The sequence below is a fragment of the Microcoleus sp. N9_B4 genome (genome assembly GCF_036701635.1).
Classification (GTDB): domain Bacteria; phylum Cyanobacteriota; class Cyanobacteriia; order Cyanobacteriales; family Microcoleaceae; genus Microcoleus.
Genome location: NZ_JAUBRC010000053.1, coordinates 1 through 19,491 on the forward strand (window position 1 = coordinate 1; position 19,491 = coordinate 19,491).

At 44.6% G+C, this 19,491-nt stretch carries 11 protein-coding genes; all 11 read right to left on the reverse strand.

All coding sequences use genetic code 11. The features are described 5' to 3' along the window. A partial coding sequence (locus QUA43_RS25960; protein ID WP_333377731.1) for a serine/threonine-protein kinase occupies positions 1-809 on the reverse strand: 809 nt, incomplete at its 3' end. 65 nt (positions 810-874) lie between these two features. Next, entirely contained in the window at positions 875-2,164 is a 1,290-nt protein-coding gene (locus QUA43_RS25965) for a response regulator (RefSeq protein ID WP_333377734.1), read from the reverse strand. Positions 2,165-2,183: 19 nt separating this feature from the next. Next, entirely contained in the window at positions 2,184-4,898 is a 2,715-nt protein-coding gene (locus QUA43_RS25970; RefSeq protein ID WP_333377737.1) for an ATP-binding protein, read from the reverse strand. 133 nt (positions 4,899-5,031) lie between these two features. After that, on the reverse strand, positions 5,032-10,872 hold the full coding sequence (locus QUA43_RS25975) for an AAA family ATPase (protein WP_333377740.1): 5,841 nt from the start codon (positions 10,870-10,872) through the stop codon (positions 5,032-5,034). Positions 10,873-11,096: 224 nt separating this feature from the next. Beyond that, entirely contained in the window at positions 11,097-12,110 is a 1,014-nt protein-coding gene (cydB, locus tag QUA43_RS25980; protein WP_333377742.1) for a cytochrome d ubiquinol oxidase subunit II, read from the reverse strand. 8 nt (positions 12,111-12,118) lie between these two features. Then, positions 12,119-13,561 carry a cytochrome ubiquinol oxidase subunit I gene (locus tag QUA43_RS25985; RefSeq protein WP_333377745.1) on the reverse strand — a complete coding sequence of 481 codons (1,443 nt, stop codon included), beginning with the start codon at positions 13,559-13,561 and terminating at the stop codon, positions 12,119-12,121. Positions 13,562-14,138: 577 nt separating this feature from the next. Then, positions 14,139-14,612 carry a hypothetical protein gene (locus tag QUA43_RS25990; protein ID WP_333377748.1) on the reverse strand — a complete coding sequence of 158 codons (474 nt, stop codon included), beginning with the start codon at positions 14,610-14,612 and terminating at the stop codon, positions 14,139-14,141. Further along, positions 14,587-15,792: an urease accessory protein UreH domain-containing protein gene (locus tag QUA43_RS25995; RefSeq protein ID WP_333377751.1), complete on the reverse strand. Its 1,206-nt coding sequence runs from the start codon at positions 15,790-15,792 to the stop codon at positions 14,587-14,589. The genes QUA43_RS25990 and QUA43_RS25995 overlap by 26 nt, the downstream gene beginning before the upstream one ends. Before the next feature lie 377 nt (positions 15,793-16,169). Next, a complete protein-coding gene (locus QUA43_RS26000; RefSeq protein ID WP_333377754.1) occupies positions 16,170-17,237 on the reverse strand; it encodes an LOG family protein in 1,068 nt (355 codons plus the stop codon). 189 nt (positions 17,238-17,426) lie between these two features. Next, positions 17,427-17,750: a thioredoxin gene (gene trxA / locus QUA43_RS26005; RefSeq protein ID WP_006631199.1), complete on the reverse strand. Its 324-nt coding sequence runs from the start codon at positions 17,748-17,750 to the stop codon at positions 17,427-17,429. Positions 17,751-18,259: 509 nt separating this feature from the next. Beyond that, positions 18,260-19,423, reverse strand: coding sequence for a GuaB3 family IMP dehydrogenase-related protein (locus tag QUA43_RS26010; protein ID WP_333377757.1), 1,164 nt, complete (start codon positions 19,421-19,423; stop codon positions 18,260-18,262). Positions 19,424-19,491 lie beyond the last annotated feature (68 nt).

Below are 19,491 nucleotides of genomic sequence, written 5' to 3' on the forward strand. Positions count from 1 at the left end.
CTATCTTCGGCATTTTTCGCGATTAACTTTATGACAATATCACACAAAACTTGCGGAATCTCTTTGCCATCTTTCTCCCTTAAATTCGGTGGACTTTTGGCAATATGAGAATGTACTAACTCCATGGGGTCATTCGATTCAAAAGGTAACTTTCCTGTCAGTAATTCGTACAAGGTTACACCCAAAGAATAAAAGTCCGTCCGATAGTCAATGCCCCGATTCATTCGACCAGTTTGTTCGGGGGAAATATAAGCAAGTGTCCCTTCTAATACATTGGGATTTATGAGTGTTTGGGTTTCCCGTGGTAACAAGGATGCGATACTAAAGTCAATTAATTTGACTTGTTTGGTTGCGGGATTAATTAAGATATTGCTGGGTTTGATGTCTTTGTGAATGATGCGCTCGCGATACAGTATATCTAAGGTATTGCAGAGTGCGAGCGCGATTTCCATACACTCTCTCAAAGAGAGTGTATTTTTCCCTTTCTGTACCCAATCCTTGAGAGAAATTCCCCCAAAGTCTTCCATTACCAGCGCATAACCATTCTGATAGGGTTCCAGGCTATAAGTTTGGACGATCAGAGGTGAGTTGAGATTTTTGGCAATGGTATATTGATTGCGAAACTGCACGAGTTCGCTAAAGGTGGGATAGTCGTTTTTCAGCAGTTTGATGACCACAGGTAATTGGTCACTGGTACGGATAGCCCGATAAACTAAGGTGCGACTTCCTGAATAAACTGTGGAGATAATTTGATAGTTGAGAATTAGAACGTTTGTGGGAGGGTTACTGTTTTGGTCGGAGGTATTCATGTTCCTTGTTGTTTGATAATTTATGAGTGAGTAATTGATTAAATGAGTTGAAAAGCCAGGGAAAATTAACTTTTGTTTTCCGCTTGAGTTGGTAAGGTAATGATAAACTCTGTTCCTTTTCCCAGTATAGAAGTACAGTTCAATTTTCCACCGTGAGTTTCTTCCACAATTTGACGCGCGATCGCTAATCCCAAACCCGTTCCTTGACCCACACTCTTAGTAGTAAATAAATTATCAAAAACTTTCTCCCGCACCGCTTCACTCATGCCAATACCATTGTCTTTAATCCGAATTACTACCTGTTGTCTATCGCCCGATAATTCTGTCTTGACGATAATTTGATTGGGATTGGCTTTGATCTCTGCATAAGTACGTCCAATATTTGATTCATTCACAGCATCGATTGCATTCCCCAAGATATTCATAAATACCTGATTTAATTGTCCGGCATAGCATTCGGTTTTTGGGAAATCACCACAGTCATTAATAACTTGAATTTCTGGGCGGGAGTCATTGGCTTTGAGGCGATGCTTGAGGATCATAATTGTACTATCAATGCCTTCGTGAATATTACAGGCCACGGGGCAATCGGTATCAGCACGAGAAAATGTCCGCAAGCTGATGCTAATGTCTTTAATCCGGTTTACTCCTTCTTGCATCGAGCCAACTAACTTAGGTAAGTCTTCACGGATGTAGTCGAGGTCAATCGCTTCAATTTCCTCTTGAATTGCCACACTGAAATTAGCAGATTCTTGCTGAACTAAATCCAGCAATCCAAACAAATCTTTGATGTAGTCTAAAGCGGGCTGAATATTGCCAGAAATAAAGCCAACTGGGTTATTAATTTCGTGGGCAACACCAGCCACCAAATTGCCCAGAGCTGACATTTTTTCGCGTTGAATGATTTGGAGCTGAGCTGCTTGTAATTCAGCAGTTTTTTGCGCCACTTGCTGTTCTAAAGTTTGAGTCAATAGACGCAACTGTAAATGAGTTTTCACCCGCGCTAATACTTCTTGTTCTTGAAAGGGCTTGGTAACGTAGTCTACTGCACCAAGTTTAAGCCCTTTAACTTTGTTGTCTACATCAGCAAGAGCGGTCATAAAGATAATCGGAATATCACAAGTTTTGACATTAGCTTTAAGGCGTTGGCAGGTTTCAAATCCATCAATTCCCGGCATCATCACATCTAGTAAAATCAGATCGGGAGGTCGTCGCTCAACTTGTTGGAGGGCGCGTTCGCCACTGGTAGCGATCGCCACCTTATACCCCGCATTACTCAACGCTTCCGAGATGACATCCAAATTGGTGGGAATATCATCAACAATTAAAATTAAGCCAGTTAAACCTGTGGTCATAGTCATTGCCATCGAATTTTTAACTATTATTAGTGAGATGTTGTTGAATTAATTCCTCGATCTTCTCAGTTTGGAATTGCTTAGCTAATTGTATTACTTCCTGAATAAAGGGCTGATAGCGCTCATCCTTTTGCCCAATTTGAGCCGCGGTTTCTGCCAATTCTCTGAGCAAGCCATCCTGTGCCAGTTCTAGTAAAATTTGCAAGTCCGCCGCCGATGGGGGAATTAGTTCTTTCGTGGATACTTCATTATTGCTTGTTGTTAACTCAGTTACATCATATTTCCAGATGAGTTGTAAATGTTTGGCAAGCAAAGTCAACAACTCCTCTGCATCAACGGGTTTAGGCAGAAAGTCATCTCCACCCATATCTAAGCTTTTCTGCTGGTCTATTTCTGCCACCGATGCCGAAGATACTATCACCCGTAAATGATTGAGATCCTCCGATTTTCGTAACTGTTTGAGCATTTCAAAGCCATCCATTACTGGCATCGCTAAGTCAGTTATAACTAAATCTGGCAGTTTTTCTATAGCTTTTTCTAAACCTTTTTGACCATTCTCTGCTTCAGTAAATGTGAACCCTAGAGGCTCTAGCAGGTTCGCCAATACTGACCGATTTTCCCAACGGTCATCCACGATCAATATGTGGCGTGCTGGCCCTTCATAGCCGATAATTGTGCGCCCGTCTTTGACTGAACTTTTTTGTACCCAGTCGGTGGCGATCGGCAGTGCTACTTCAAAGTAGAAGTTACTGCCTATTCCCAGATGGCTTTCAACTTGAATTTTTCCGCCCATCAATTCCACAATTCTTTGACTGATGGCTAAACCTAAGCCTGTGCCTTCCGCCTGGCGTTTGCGATCGCCTACTTGTTCAAATGCTTGGAATAGTTTTTTTACTTGGTCAGATGCGATGCCAACTCCTGTATCGATCGCTTGAAATTTAAGCTGAGGCAATGGCATAGTTGCATTTGATTCTATCACTTCTACCTTGAGGGTAACGCTGCCTTTATCGGTGAATTTAATCGCATTTCCTAACAGATTGAGTAGCACTTGGCGGAGTCGTTTTTCGTCAGTTATAATCCCTGTGGGTAAGTTGATATCTGGTTGATAAATGAAGTTGATACCTTTTTGGTCTGAACGCACTCGACAGATTTCTACTACTCCTTGCAGGAAAGATGGCAAGTGAATGGCTTTGGGGGTAAGTTCTAGTTTACGGGCTTCGATTTTGGAAAGGTCTAAAATATCGTTGATTAATGTTAGTAGATGAGAGCCGCATTGGTGGATAATTTTTACACCATGACGTTCTTTTTCGGGTATAGTTTTGGTACGTTCGAGAATTTGGGCATAGCCGAGAATCCCGTTGAGAGGTGTGCGAAGTTCGTGGCTCATGTTGGCGAGGAAATCGCTCTTGGCTTGGTTGGCATTATCGGCAGCTTCTTTGGCAATAGTGAGTTCGGCGGTGCGTTCTTCTACACGAGTTTCTAGTTCTGTAAAGGAAGTTCGCAATTGTCCTGCCATTTGGTTAAAGGAACCAGCCAGGGCTTCTAATTCATCAATGCCTTTAACTGCCACTGTTTGGTCAAGAGCGCCAGATGCGATCGCCTCACTTGCCTTTTGTAATTTCAGAATCGGACTGGTAATCCAGCCAGAAGTATAGATGCCTAGAATAGTTGCCAAACCCAACGCCGCCAAACAGAGCAGAATAGTGGTGCGCGTGTGGGCCTCAATTTGTGCCATGAAATCTGATTCGGACACGACAATGACGCTGAGCCAATCGATACCTCGTTCGTCTCGAATGGCTGAAACTTGAACTAACTGATGCTGATTTGCCAGCCAAAAATCAAGCTGTTGACTCTGTGTAATGGCGTTAAAGTTACCAAATCGATCGAGGATTGCTTGCGCTGTGGCACTAATTACAGAATTTTCAGACTTGACGGCAGGAATTTGTTGCAAATCCTGTTTTTTAAGGTCAATAATGTAAGGATTTTCGATCCTTGAACTGGCAATCAAGTTGCCCGATCGATCAATGATAAAGGTTTGTCCGGTCTGACCTACTTTTAGCGTGCTGAGGAAATGATGAATTTTCTCAATCCGAAGGATGCTATTTTGAACGCCTAAGAACACGCCATTTTTGTCATAGATGGGTTGGGTTAAAGCAATTGAAGCGACTTTTACAGCGATGCCCAAATAAGGATTTGTCCAGATTGGTCTTCCAGCTTCCTGGGCATTTTTATACCAGGGGCGAGAGCGGGGGTCAAAATTTGCTTGAGTTTCTATCAGCAGAGCCCGTTCACCTTTTTCATCAAGTTGGTAGATTTTGCGCTGAGGTAGATCCGCTTTGTTCCCAACCAAAGCCATAATGCCTTTATTTTGTCTATCCTCTACTTGTATACTCGTACCGTCAGCCAGACTAACTTGCATGACTTCGACCGTATCTTTACTGACTAACTGCCAAAAAGTCCGTTCCAGTTTGGTGACATCGGTTAAATCCATCTGCTCCTCTTGAGCAGCCGCGATGATAGTTTGTCCAGCAACATAAGGTTTTTCTAAGTAGTTGAGAACTTGGAGGTTAATGCGATCGCCGATCTCTTCACGCAACTGACTAGAAACATCATTGACGGCTATCTGTCCATTTCGCAGGGACAGATAGCCAGTCAGTCCGACGGCGGCAAAGACTTGCAATACAAACGGAACTACTAGCACAAGTCTTAAAGGTATGGTTTTATTTGGATTCATGTTAGACCTAGATAATGGTTCACTTGGAGATTTACCGAAATAAGGTGAGCAAGCCTGATGTTTTGCAATAATGCTCGTTAATTTGGTAGTGTTTCCAATGTGTTGATATAATATTCAATTCAATTCTATTCCCTTAGATGACAGGGATAGTGATCGAAAACACAGTCCCCTCGCGAGGGACAGAATCAACTTTAATTTGTCCGTGATGTTTCTCAACTACAATCTGCCGTGCGATCGCCAATCCCAACCCTGTGCCTTTACCGACTTTCTTGGTAGTAAATGACTCATCAAAAATCTTCTCTTGCACGGCCTCACTCATGCCCACACCGTTATCTTTAATGCAAATTATTGCTTGTTTTTTGTCAAGACAAATTTCGGTTTTAATTGTAATTTTATTGACAATTTCTGCATAATTTCGTCCTTGATTTGATTCCTCCAAAGCATCGATCGCATTACCTAACAAATTCATAAATACTTGATTCAACTGTCCGGCATAACACTCCACGGGTGGCAAATTCCCATATTCCCTAATCACTTTGATTTCTGGACGAGTATCGCTAGCCTTGAGGCGATGTTTCAGGATCATAATGGTGCTATCGATGCCATCGTGGATATTGCAAGCTACGGGATAGTTAGTATCCGCACGGGAGAATGTCCGTAGACTGGTACTAATATCCCGAATCCGCTTCACGCCTTCCTGCATCGAACTTACTAATTTCGGTAAATCTTCCCGGATGTATTCCAGATCGATGTTCTCGATTTCTTCTTGAATCTCTGGATCGAGTTGCGGATATTTTTGTTCATACAAATCGAGCAATCCAAACAAATCATTGATGTAGTCTAAGGCTGGGGTAATGTTGCCAGCCAGGAAGCCGACAGGGTTGTTGATTTCGTGAGCGACACCAGCTACTAAATTGCCCAAGGCGGACATTTTTTCACCTTGGATAAGTTGGATTTGAGCTTGTTGCAGTTCTCGTAGAGTCTTTTCTAGGGCTTCAGACTTTTGTTGACGTTCGGCTTCGATGCGTTTGAGATCGCTAATATCTCGCATCACAACTACCGCACCGACTTTTTTTCCCAAATGATCGAAGATTGCTTGTCCGCTGGCTAACAGAATTCTGGTAGAACCATGCTTCGGCGCAATTACCATTTCTACATTTTCGACTATTTCTCCTTGCCAGGCGCGAAACAGTGGGATTTCCGCTGTTGATAGAGGTGTTTGACCATCAGCTTGATAGAGAGCGAAGTGTTCGGGCCATTGTTCGGGTGGTAATGATTCCACGGGTAAGCCATGAAACTCACGAGTTGCCTTGTTGAATAGGGTCAATTTGCCACTAGCATTACAAACAACAATCCCATCTGTAATATTGTGAATAATGGCATTCAAGAACTCTCGTTCTTTGGCTAGAGATTCTTCGACCTGTTTTAATTGTTCTAGTGATGCTCGTAATGACTGGGATTTTTCCTGCTCTTGGGCATAGAGTCGGGTGTTTTCTAAAGATATGGCGGCTTGACCGCAAAGTAAGTTGAGCAGTTCGACCCGATCGCTCGTAAATGCCCCAACCGTCAAGTTATTTTCCAGATACAGAATTCCAATCAACTTACCTTGATTAACAATTGGACTGCAAAGCACACTTTTAGGCTGGTGCTGTTCAATATAACTATCTCCAGCAAACTGAGGATTTACCCTCGCATCGGCAAGTACCAGCGGTTTCAAACTCCGCTTGACAGTATTGACCAAACTAATCGCTACATCCTGGCTTGATTCTAGCGATATTGATGGTAATAGTTGCGGTTCCTGCCCCTCTACAACAAGGGCTACTACCTGTAACTCAATATCTTGTTTTAGCACTAAGACACACTTATCTGCCCCAGCGTTCGTAATGACTATTTTTAGGAGAGTAGTCAGGAGTTTATCTAGTTCAATCTCCCCAGAAATAGCTTGAGAGGCTTTGATCAAAGTAGGCAAATCTAGAAATTCAGAGTGGCTGCTAGAAGAGTGAGTAGAAGTAATTGTTCCCCGGGCGATCGTTTCCTTAAAGGAAGTAAAGGATTGAGGTTGCTGAAGGATAAGACTGAGTAGGCGAGGATAACGTTTTTCCAAATCGTCAATTTTGGCTTTAGCTCCCCATCGGGCATAACAATAATACGCTTCAATCATGTAGGCTTGAGCTACTTTTTCTTTGCCCCATTCTAGGTAGAATTTGGCTGCTAGTTCGTTGGCGAGGGCTTCTTCTTGGATTAAATCACTTTTGCTGGCGGATGCGATCGCGCGATCGTACAGTTCAATTGTAGCTAATTTATCTCCAGAAACACGCGCCATTTCTGCTGAAAGCAGTTCATAGGCAGGGCTAAAATTATCCGGGCAGTTTTGCACCCAAACCGCTAATTGCTGTTGATAGGCTACCAATCTTTGCCACAACTCAGATTGTTTTACATTTAAACTTTGATGATAATTTTGACACAACAACAGAGCATAGATGAAGCGATGTCTGGCATAAGGAAGTAAGCCTTGGGGAGCAACATTGACAATCTCATCTTCAGCTTTCTGGGCATATTCTAAAGCTTCATTGGGGCGATCGTAGAGATAAAGAATTTGGCTTTTGAGAATATGATAAATACAGATAACTTGCCAGTTTTTATGGCTTCGACAGCGCTCCAGATACTCAGCTTCTCTAATTTCCGACCAAGTTATCGTTCCTCTCAAACTCGATACAAGCATTTGACCACCAGTCAGTAGATCGATAGCCCATTGATTTTTTTGATTTTTACTAAAAGCCAGAGAGTGATTAATTTCTGCCTCTAGTTGCTTCAGTTCTACTCCTTGATAAAAATGACAGTACATATTGTGTCCAAAAGCATAGGCAGCATATTGTAAATTACTTGATTCCAAACCAATTTGATAGGAAGTTTGGTAATCTTGGCTGGCTACCTTGAGAGGATGAGACCAATGGCGGAGAGAGCTACCAATCATTAAATAGGCTACACTTTCGGCTGAACAATTATTAAATTTTGGCATTAATTGCAGCGTTAAATCGATTAACTCACCTGTGTCTTGATAGTTATTTAAAGCATAACCACGTAAGCCACCGTAAGCTGGGTAAATATAGCCCACTTCAGGAGTATTACCATATTGCAAACACAGATTAACAGCCTTGGCACAAATGACTGACCACAGACGCTGGTGCGATCGATAGGTGGGGGGACCCATAGCAATAGCTAACTTTGTCGCCATTTTTTTCTCAGGATCGGTCATCATCGGTAAATCACTCAGAGAAGCGATCGCTCGGCTTTCTAAGATGGCTTGAGCGGTAGCAATTTCGCGATCGCGCACCAACTCAAAATCATTATCACTAATATCAACTCCCAACAAAGATAAAGCCTCAATTCCCGCGGCAATAGCTTCGGGATATTCAGCCAGTAGGGTGTATTGAATAATTACCAAGTTGTAAATTTCCGCCTTGTCTAGGGGTGTCTTTGCCTGTTCCAGAGTGCGAACACTCCAGATTTTGGACTCTTCAACATTCCCCTTTAAATACTCAACTTCAACCCGTTCTTTGTGGAGCGAAAAGCATAAGTCATATTGAGTATTCCAACTGTCTTCTGCCAATAATTCCATGCCAGTAGTCATATACTCGCAGGCAGCAGCATAGGCGGTAGAAGTTTTAGCTTTTCGTCCGACCACTAAGTTTAATTTGCTCAATTTTTCCTTTTCTTGTGTATCGTTTAATAAGTACCGACCACGATTTAGTTGGTTGACAATATCGAAGATAATTTCCTCACTATCTGCCAAAACAGTATTTTTCAAAAGTAGTTGACCGATCTGTAGATGTGTGGCTTGCTTGCGCTCGTCGGGAATCAACAAATAGGCAGCTTGTTGAACGCGATCGTGTAAAAACCGATAAGTTGGATTAGCTGAAGCCTTAAAAGCTTCATTACTATCCGATTGGGTAAAGAACTTATAGATGTTGGTCGTGGCAATCACCAAACCTTCCTGCAATGCTTTCCATAAAGCCGTCGCCGTCATTGCAGCAGATTTCTCACTGACAATTACTAACGTATTCAAATCAAACTGCGCTCCTATACAAGCAGCTAATTTGAGAACATCCTGAGTTTCTGGCGGCAGCTTCTGCAATTGCAATGCCATGAATTCAACCACATCATCAGTGATCGCTAAGGCTTTGACTTGGGCAATATCACACTGCCAATGCCGAATATCCCAATTAAAGCTAATTAGCTTATCGTCATGTAATGCCTTGAGAAACTGAGTGGCAAAGAAAGGATTGCCCTGAGTTTTTTGATAGACTAAATTTGTCAAAGGTTGAGCAAGGAATGATTCGCAATTCAGCGTATCCGCCACCAACAAGTTCATATCGGGCTCGCTTAACGGTGGCAAAGTAATCGTATTCACTGTTGCCCCAGTTTTAACTATTTCATCCACTGTTAAAATAAATGGATGCACTGGCGAAACTTCATTATCTCGATAGGCCCCCAATACTAATAAATATCCTGTATCCCTCATCAATAATTGTAGCATATTCAGGGAGGCTGAATCCGCCCATTGCAAGTCATCCAAAAACATCACTAAAGGATGTTCTTTGCTTGTAAAAACTTGCATAAATTTCTGCATGAGCAGATTAAAGCGATTTTGGGCGGCATTTCCTGACAACTCTGTTGCAGGAAGTTGAGCGCCAATTATGCCTTCTAACTCAGGAATCACGTCAATCATGACTTGTCCGTTCTCTCCCACTGCTGCTAAAATCTGGGTTTTCCATGTTTGCAGTTGGGTATCCGATTCTGATAGCAATTGACCCATTAAGTCGCGGAAGGCTTGCACAAAGGCACTAAAGGGAATGTTGCGTTGAAATTGATCGTACTTGCCTTTGATAAAATAACCGCGCTGACGGACAATGGGTTTGTGAACTTCATTGACAACGGCGGTTTTCCCAATTCCAGAAAAACCTGCTACTAGCATCATTTCTGTTGCTCCCAGGCTGACTCGCTCAAAGGCAGCTAATAGTTGAGCAACTTCTTTTTCTCTACCGTAAAGCTTTTCGGGGATAGTAAAGCGATCGCTACTCTCTTGCTTTCCGAGTTCAAAATATTCTATTTTAGCTGTTTTTTGTAACTGAAGTAAACAAATCTCTAAATCGTGCTCGAGTCCTAATGTACTTTGATAGCGTTTTTCGGCATTTTTCGCCATCAGCTTACTGACAATTTGCGATAAAATTAAGGGGATTTCTGGATTAATTTGATGGATCGGTATTGGCTGTTTGGCGAGATGACAATGCACCACTTTCATCGGATCATCAGAGATAAATGGTAACTTTCCTGTCAACAATTCATAAAAGGTCACACCCAGGGAATAAAAGTCACTTCGATAGTCAATGCCTCGATTCATCCGTCCTGTTTGTTCTGGGGAGAGATAGGCTAATGTTCCTTCTAAAATATTTGGATTCTGGATTTCTTGGGTTTCTCGCGGTAGGAGGGATGCAATACTAAAGTCAATTACTTGAATTTGTTGGGTGTCTGGATTAATGAGAATATTAGCCGGTTTAATATCTTTGTGAATGACTCGCTTTTGGTAGAGATAGTGGATAATGTCTGTTAGTTGTATGGCGAGTTGGAGAAATTCTGCTAAAGGTAAAGCTTGAGATGGTTGGGTTTCATTTGTTGCTGTTTTGAGATAAGTAGATAGGGAGACTCCGCCAAAGTCCTCCATTACTAGGGCATAGCTATTCTGGTATACTTCCAGCGTCAGGGGTTTGACGATGTGAGGGAAGTCGAGATTTTTGGCAATGGTATATTGGTTGCGAAACTGGACGAGCTCGTTGAAGGTGGGGTATTCGTTTCGCAGCAGTTTGATGACGACTGGGTATTGATCGCTGGTACGGATTGCTCGATAGACTAGGGTGCGTGTACCTGCGTATAGCTGCTCTGTTATTTGATAACCTGACAAATTTACGGCATCCATAACTCATTCCTCCCCCTATTAGACAAAAGTTAAATTAGAATATTTTATTACATTGTATTTTATTATTTGACAGGGATAGTGATCTAAAACACGGTTGCATAAGTTATAATGGTATCAAAAAACGAGAATTTGTAATTTTTAACCGCAGAGAGACGCAGATAAACGCAGATATAGAGTTGATATTATCTGCGTATATTTGCGTCTCTCTGCGGTTTTATTATGCTTTATTCCCCGTAGTGACCGCCGACAACCTTACCCCGAAACACAACATAATTGTAGATGTTGTAAAAAATCATAATCGGGATCAGAAAGCCGATGAACACAATCATAAATACCAGGGCGCTGGGCGAAGCAGCGGCTTGGTAAATCGTGATTTTCGAGGGAATAATGTATGGAAAAACAATCAATCCCAAGCCGATGAAAGTGAGCAAAAAAATTAGAATCGTCCAGATAAACGGCGTGCGTTCTTCTTTGCTGGCGAGACTTTTTAGCAACAGTCCTACCAACAGCACTCCCAGCAAAGGAATCGTGGCAAAGACATAAACTAGCGGTTTATCAAACAACCTGGATCTAGCACTTTCGTAAAAAATCGGAGTGGCGATCGTAATTAAAATCGCTCCGATTAAAGTTGTCACCGCCGCAATCTTAGCCGTGCGATAGTGATTTGTTTGCAGTTCGCCCTCCGTTTTCATAATTAGATAGGTTGAACCGATCAAAACATACCCTTGAATCAGCGTCAAAGCAACCAAGATCGATCGCCAATCCAGCCAATCCCAAGTAGTACCCACAAAGTGACCAGCTTCATCAACCGCAATGCCTTCGAGCACAGCACCGAGGGCAAATCCTTGAGCTAAAGCTGCTAAAAAACTGCCAGCACCAAAGGCATAATTCCAGAATAATTTGCGATTAGAATGCTCGCGAAATTCAAAGGCTACAGCCCGAAATATCAAACCAAAAAGCATCATGCAAATCGGTATGTACAGCGCTGTCAGAATCGTGCCGTAAGCGAGGGGAAAAGCGCCAAACAGAGCGCCTCCCATTAAAACCAGCCAAGTTTCGTTAGCATCCCAAACGTTGCCCAAACTTGTCATTAAAATGCCCCGGCGTTCCTCGTCGGAAGCAGTAAGAGACAGGATGCCTACTCCTAAGTCAAAACCGTCTAGCATGACATATAGCAGGAGAAACAAAGCCAAAACAACAAACCAAACTTGTGGGAGAAAATGCTCCAAAGCTTGCATAAAATCTCCTATTGTTGTGCTTCCAAGGGACGTTGATCGGGAATGTGTTCTGCGGGTTGACTTTCGATTGCGGGTTCATTGTCTAATCCCGGTACTGGCAGACTTAAATTAGGCCCTTGGCGGATAATTCGGCTGCCAAAATACAAGGCACAAACAAACAAAAAGCTGTAAATAACGGCAAAGAAACTGAGAGAAGTTAAAACATTGCTGGCGGGGATGTTTGACACCGCGTCAGCAGTGCGAATTTGCCCGTATAAAGCCCACGGTTGTCTGCCGACACAGCGGACAATCCAACCCGATTCTACAGCAATATATCCTAGGGGAGCAGCTAAGACCCAAGCGCGCATCAGCCAAGGTTGACTGCCGATATTTTCAGCAGAAAGTTTGCCTCGCAGCCACTGAATTATACTGAACAGCATCAATCCAACAAAGAAGAATCCAATGCCGGACATGATGCGGAAACAATAATAGATTAAACCCACCATCCGGGGTCTATCTTCTGGCTTCCATTCCTTCAATCCGAGTACGGGTTCGGAGAGTTTTTGTTTGAATTCCAGAACGTATCCTAAGCCATTGGGAATGCTAATTTCCCAGTCATTTTTTTGGGCTTTTTCATTAGGCAAAGCTAGCAAAGTCCAATCGGCTGACTCTCCGGCTGGTGAAGTTTCCCACTTAGCTTCGATTGCTGCTAATTTAGTGGGTTGATAGTGATAAACTTGTTCGGCGCTCAAATGTCCGATGTATATTTGCAAAGGTGCAACGGCGATTGCTGTTGCTATGGCAATTTTTAAAGACTTGGAAAAAAAGGCTTGGTTGCGCTTATTGAGAATGTACCAAGCGCTAATGCCACCAATGACAAACAGGGAAGTTTCTAACGTCGCAAAAAACATATGGAGAATGCTGTTTAATGCGAACGGATTCATAATTGCTTGAAAGTAATCGCTGACAATAAACTTGCCATTGACCATTTCTCCACCCGCAGGAGTTTGCAGCCAAGAGTTAGCGACTAAAATCCACACTGTGGATAGGTTAGCGCCGAAGGCTACCATGATTGTAGCGAAATAATGGACGATCGGGTGAACGCGTTCCCAACCAAACAGCATAATCCCTAAAAAGCCGGCTTCTAGCATAAATGCCATTGAAGCTTCAAATCCCAAAATGCTGCCAAAAAAGTCACCAACAGCTTCAGAAAATGGTGCCCAGTTTGTGCCGAATTGAAATTCCATTGGAATTCCTGAAGCTACTCCAATACCGAAGTTGAGGACGTAGAGTTTAGACCAAAAACGAGCGTGATGGTAGTAGTCTGGATTGCGAGTTTTCAGCCACATTCCTTCAACAATTACCAGATAAATTCCCATTCCCGTAGTCAGAACTGGCCACAGCATATGGAATATGGCGGTTAGCGCAAATTGCATCCGTGACAGCGCCACGGTGTTAGATAAGATATCCATCGTTATATCCTTTGCTCAGTTCAAAAGAGGTTTGTTTCCACGAGATCAAGAATGGACACTGGTTATAATGTAGTGTAAAAATTTGTGACATTTTGTAGAGTTGGCAACTTTTAAGGTTTTATACAGATTTGGGTTGTATTTTCTTGTATCTTAAAGGTAGATTATGATTTGCCGTTGGGTGGGGGCGGGTTTATGAGATTGTGGGTTTGAGGCATTTATTGGCAGATTGACCCGCCCCTACAAGATTTATGTTCGGTGAGGGAAAGATTATCTTAGTTGGGTGGGGGCGGGTTTATGAGGTTGTGGGTTTTAGGCATTTATTGGCAGGTTGACCCGCCCCTACAAGATTGATGTTCGGTGAGGGAAAGATTATCTTAGTTGGGTGGGGGCGGGTTTATGAGGTTGTGGGTTTTAGGCATTTATTGGCAGGTTGACCCGCCCCTACAAGATTGATGTTCGGTGATGGAAAGATTATCTTAGTTGGGTGGGGGCGGGTTTATGAGATTGTGGGTTTTAGGCATTTATTGTCGGTGAACCCGCCCCTACAAGATTGATGTTCGGTGAGGGAAAGATTATCTTAGCGAACTGTGACTGTATAAGTCAGTTTAAAGGGTTTAAAATTAGCTTTGTTTTTGGCTGTTCCGCTCAATTCAAGTTCGTAAATCCCCGCCTTGGGAAACACGATATTAGCTCCCGGAATCCCTTGATATTTCTCCGCAGATATGGCGGTTAAAGGCGGCTGCATCAGCGGCTTATCCCCATCTTTACGATTTTTAGGATAAACCGCTAATTTGCAATTACACTGCTCTAGCGGGATAATTTGACCGCCCCTGCGAGTGAGCGCAAACCACACTCTCGCAGGCTGTCCGGCGCGGGGATTGTGGTTGGGTTCGAGGTGAAAGGTAGCGGCGACATCTCCCGATACTTCGACTTCGTGCGCTAAAACAGAAATCGAGTTTAACTGCGGGGCACTGGGAATTGCTGCTTCAATTAGCAATCCCAAAAATACTAACAATCCTAAAGTTTTACTTTTGTTTGACAGGTGAAACATAGAAATTTTCTAGTGATAAAAGTGACCAAAACAAGCGCGATCGCACAAACATAACTAACACCACAACCACCGCTAACACCGCTGTCAGCAGTTGATTGTGCAACTTCCATTCAAAACCGCCGAGATAGTGGGAACCGATGAGTGCGGCGTGTACAGCGCACAGCAAGAAAGCTGGAACGCTTAACAGGTGAAGCATTCGCCACAGCTTGCCTAAAAAATTTTGAATACGATCGCAACTTGTAACCGCCGCCGGCAACATCAACAGCAGCGCCGTCATCCCAGCCACCATTCCCAACTGGTGCTGCGGCAACATAAAAGATAGCGCGTCAAAATTCCATTTCAGCGTATGATCCAGCATATGAAACGTGTGGGCGAGTGCTAAGACAAACGCGCCCACACCCAAAGCGCGGCGGTAGCGCAGCAGTTGTGGCAAAAACTTGCTCACCGGACGCGCCAACAGTGCTAGCATCAAGCACAGCAGCGCTGCGTGGCCTGTAAAATCGACCATTTCATCGGTTCGCAGCAAGGTAAGAATCCCGATCGATATCGTCACCCAACCACCCGCACGAAACAGTTGACTGCGCTTGTCCGCGCTCAATCTGCCAGCAAAAAAACCCACTCCCAGCATAGTTGGCAGCGTGCCGAGTCCAAAAGCCAGCATCGTCGCCGCACCCAAAACCGGATTTCCGGTTTCCGCCGCCTTAATTTGCGCCGCGTAGAGGAAACCGCAGGGAATCAAACCCCAAAGCAAACCCAAAGCAATCGGCACCCACCAGTTTTTTTGTGCCGAAAGCTTGCTCATTGCTTGTCCGACTCGATCGTGCGATAGCGGGTGCAGCAGTGGCAATCTCGGCAGCAAGTTCGGTTTAATTTGCACTACTCCGAACCAAATCAGCATCGTGCCCGTGAGAAGTGCGATCGCCCGTCGCAATTCGCTACCCGTACCTGCCAAAAGTCCGCCAGCAATTAACACCGAACCCAGTCCGCCAATTGCAGCACCAACCAAAGCGTAAGCAGCAATTCTCCCCAAATTCAGCAGCAAATGAAAGCGCAAAGCAGCTAATTTATCGTTGCCGGAATTAGAAAGAGAAAACGCCATTGTCAGCGGGCCGCACATCCCAGCGCAGTGACCGAAACTGCCGAGAAATCCCAAAATTGCAATTAGCAGCAGGTCTAGCATTTTGAGTTAGTAGTCAGCAGTCATTAGTTATTAGTTTTTTTACTGCTGATTGATTATTGATGAGTGTTGAATATCCTAAATGTAGCCTATCGATTTTGTCAAAAGACAGTCTGTCAAATTTATCTCAGGAATGAGAATTAAATAACTTACAATGCGTGATGGTTCTTGTGGGATGGGCCAGAAAGCCCGTCCAGAAAGGGCGGGCGGGACGCCCAAGCCCTACTCCACACTTTCCTTGTGTAAATTATTTAATTCGCGATCCTCAATCAGAGGGGCGGGTTTATTTATCCCCTGAGTTAGTTACAACTATTTCTCGTGAAACCCGCCTCTACAGACTAATGACTAATGACTGATAACTAATGACTAATGACTAATAACTACTTTTGTTCTGGATGCGCTGCGGCGGGTGATGCTGCACCCATTTGATTAATAGCAGCAATTAGCTGGTAAAGCCGCCCCAAATCCCGCTGGTTGAAATGCAAAGTCAGGCGCGGCATATCGAAAGTTTCATCTCCAATTTCCGGTTCCAAAGCTTGACTTTTTTCAATTTTTCCGGTGACAACAATATCGCTAAAATCAGTATTTAGCCGATCGACATTCTCCTCAGAAAGCTCTGTTTTTAAGCGAATTACCAATTTTTCGCGCACGTAGCGGCAGGAGTGATAAACCAGATAAAAACTACCGATCGCCTCGCAAGCGACATTTATATCGTCCGTAATCGTATACAGGCTGCGATCGTTGGCTGAAATCAAACCCCGGCCGCGCAATTGTTTTTGCACAAAATAATTCCAATCGTGCCAATAATCTCCTCCCGGTCGATCGATCAATACCAAAGGAGCCGGCCCGAACTTGCCAGTTTGAGTCAAAGTCAGACACTCAAAAGCCTCGTCCAGAGTGCCGAAACCGCCCGGAAACAGAGCCAAAGCATCGCTCTCCCGGAGAAAAAATAACTTACGAGTGAAAAAATATTTAAAATTGAGCAATTTGGGATCGCCCGCAATGAAAGGATTAGAACTCTGCTCGAAAGGCAACTGAATGTTCAGTCCAAAAGAACGTTCAGCAGTCGCCCCCTCGTTCCCCGCCTGCATAATTCCGCCACCGCCACCAGTAATCACCATAAACCCCTGCTGGGCGATCGCCCGCGCAAAGTCTCTGGCCATCAAATATTCTGCCGATTGCGGTGACACCCTCGCCGAACCAAAAATCACAATTTTGCGAACGTGTCGGTAAGGATAAAACATCTCAAAAGCGCTCTCCATATCTCGGAGGGACGCCGCAATAATTTTCCAGTCTAGGCGATCGAGATCCTCTCCGGCCATTTGCACTATAGTAGAGAGCGATCGTTCGATCCACTCAGAGTGCTTCAACATTGGCAAGCGATCGAACAAATCCATCACTTCAGCTTGGAGGGACTCAAAACCTTGACCAGACCCAGAACGAATCATGAATTTTTCCGAAACGGTAACAAATTGTCGCTAATAAAAATTAAGGGGCAAGCCAAAGTTAGAAGCCAATAGCCACCAGCAAATTGCCATGCTGGCCACTAATAACTTTTCCCGTAGCTTAGCCCCGGTTCTGAAGCGAGTTAGCTTTCGCGGCCCACAAAGAACAGCGCGAAACCGCCCGCAGTTCAGTTAAATGTACTTTTCCAGAGTGTTGGCCAGAGTAGTTTTCGGAACTGCCCCAACCACCATATCCACCCGTTGACCGCCCTTAAATATCATCAGCGTCGGAATGCTGCGGATACCGTATTGGCTGGCCACGTTAGGATTCTCGTCGGTATTAACTTTTACTACCTTGACCTGCCCTTCATATTGCTGGGCAATTTCGTCTACGACGGGCGCCACCATCCGACAGGGCCCGCACCAGGGAGCCCAAAAATCCACTAGAACTGGAACTTCGCTATCGAGCACTTCCTGCTTAAAGGTAGAGTCGGTTACTTGCGCGGCTGCTGACATCCCTAGCCATCCTTGTAAATACTATTTCTCGGATAACAAGTCTAGCAAAAAATGTAACCACTTGCGTCAACGATTTTAACAGAAGGCTTTTGAAGGAAGACGGCAGAAGGAAGAGGGAAGACGGTAGAAGGAAGAAGGCACAAGGTTTCTGAAGGAAGAAGGCACTTATGTTTCCCAAGGCATTTATGTTTCCCAAGGCAGAATGCACTTATATAGAAGAAAAATTCTCCCACTCCCAGACTCTCCCACTCTCCCTCTCTCCCCCCCTCCCCCTCTCCGGAGCGAAAAGCCTCAGTCCTGTATCTAGTAAGCAAGAGCCAAGATTTCCGACAAAAAAGGAACCGCCCGAACAGTAGTCCGGGCGGAGTGTGGTGTGAGGAGTGAACGGAAACATGCGTCTCCGCTTCTTCTATTGTGACATCTCCTTCTCGATAATTCCACAATATTCTGTAAATTTCGAGACTGTGGAACAAATTTTGTCAAGGTATAGTGGTATTCGATCGGTAAATCTACTTACCCATGCCCAACTGCTGAGCTTTTTGATAGACTTTACCCTCAGTCAGCAGAGAAGGAGCAATTACCACTTCCACTTGCTGCATCTCCTTAAGATCCTTAGCGCCCAAGGTGCCCATGCTAGTTTTCAGAGCTCCGAGCAAGTTGTGCGTACCGTCATCTAGCACCGCAGGCCCCCGCAAAATTTGCTCCACAGTACCCGTAGTCCCCACGCGAATGCGAGTGCCACGCGGCAAAACCGGGCTGGGAGTCGCCATCCCCCAGTGAAAGCCGCGGCCGGGAGCTTCGGCGGCCCTGGCAAAGGGCGAACCAATCATCACTCCATCGGCACCACAGGCAATGCACTTGCAGATATCGCCGCCAGTAATTAAACCGCCGTCAGCAATCACCGACACGTATTTGCCAGTTTCGCGATAGTAGTCGTCCCGCGCGGCGGCGCAGTCTGCTACCGCTGTGGCTTGGGGAACGCCGACACCCAATACGCCCCTAGATGTGCAAGCAGCCCCCGGCCCAATGCCCACGAGAATGCCCGCAGCGCCAGTTTTCATTAAATTCAGGGCGACTTCGTAGGTCACGCAGTTACCCAAAATTACTGGGATCGGCATTTCTTGACAGAATTGAGTCAAATCTAAAGATGAGATCGATTCAGGGGAAAGGAAAGCTGTCGAGACTACAGTTGCTTGCACAAAAAATATATCGGCTCCAGATTCAGCAACCGCCCGGCCGTATTTGCTCGCACCGGCCGGTGTACCGCTAACGGCGGCAATCCCTCCTCCTGCTTTAATTTCTTTAATTCTGAGCTCGATTAATTCTGGCTTGATGGGTTCGGCATAAAGTTCCTGCATCAGGGAAACAAATTCGTGGTTCCCGACACTGGCGATGCGCTCTAATATTGGCTGGGGGTCGGCATAGCGGGTTTGAATTCCTTCTAGGTTGAGCACGCCCATTGCTCCCAATTCCGACAGCAAAATGGCCATGCGGACATCGACTACTCCATCCATGGCGCTGGCGATGATCGGGATTTCTCGATCGATCCCGCCAATCTGCCACTTGGTATCTGCCAAACTCGGATCGAGGGTGCGCTGTCCGGGTACGAGCGCGATTTCATCTATGCCGTAAGCTCTGCGAGCGCTTTTGCCCCGCCCAATTTCAATATTCACGCTGTTTCACTTCCACAATGTATTTAAATTAGACTAACAAAAAGTTAGCCCGCCCGAGTTTAGCTATC